The 505-nt window shown below is 68.1% G+C and carries 1 protein-coding gene; it reads left to right on the top strand.

The genetic code is table 11. The annotated features are described in order from the left end of the window. The coding region (locus IH45_RS01000000144850) for an FtsK/SpoIIIE domain-containing protein (RefSeq protein WP_032919597.1) at positions 1 to 505 on the top strand (505 nt) is incomplete at both ends.

The following is a 505-nucleotide window of genomic DNA, read 5'->3' as shown; positions in this document are numbered from 1 at the left end:
GCGCACGCTCGTCCTCGCCCTGGTGACCACGCATCCGCCGGAGGACCTCGCCCTGGTCCTCGTCGACTACAAGGGCGGGGCGACCTTCGCGCCGTTCGCCGACCTGCCGCACGTCGCCGGTGTCATCACGAACCTGGAGAACCAGGCCGGGCTCGTCGAGCGGGTCCACGCCTCGCTCGCCGGTGAGGTCAAGCGCCGCCAGCAGGTCCTCAAGGACGCAGGCAACGTCGCCGACATCGGTGACCATGCCGCGCTGCCGCACCTGTGCGTCGTCATCGACGAGTTCGGTGAACTGCTCACCGCCAAACCGGACTTCATCGACCTGTTCCTGTCCATCGGCCGCATCGGCCGCTCGATCGGGGTGCACCTGCTGCTGTCCAGTCAGCGCATCGAGGGCGGCAAGCTCAAGGGCCTGGACACCTATCTCTCGTACCGGCTGGGCCTGCGGACCTTCTCCGCCGACGAATCCCGTACGGTCCTGGACACCACGGACGCCTTCCACCTG

This window comes from Streptomyces rimosus subsp. rimosus (assembly GCF_000720725.1).
In the GTDB taxonomy this organism is placed as follows: Bacteria; Actinomycetota; Actinomycetes; order Streptomycetales; family Streptomycetaceae; genus Streptomyces; species Streptomyces rimosus_A.
This window is presented reverse-complemented; position numbering and strand designations above follow the sequence as displayed.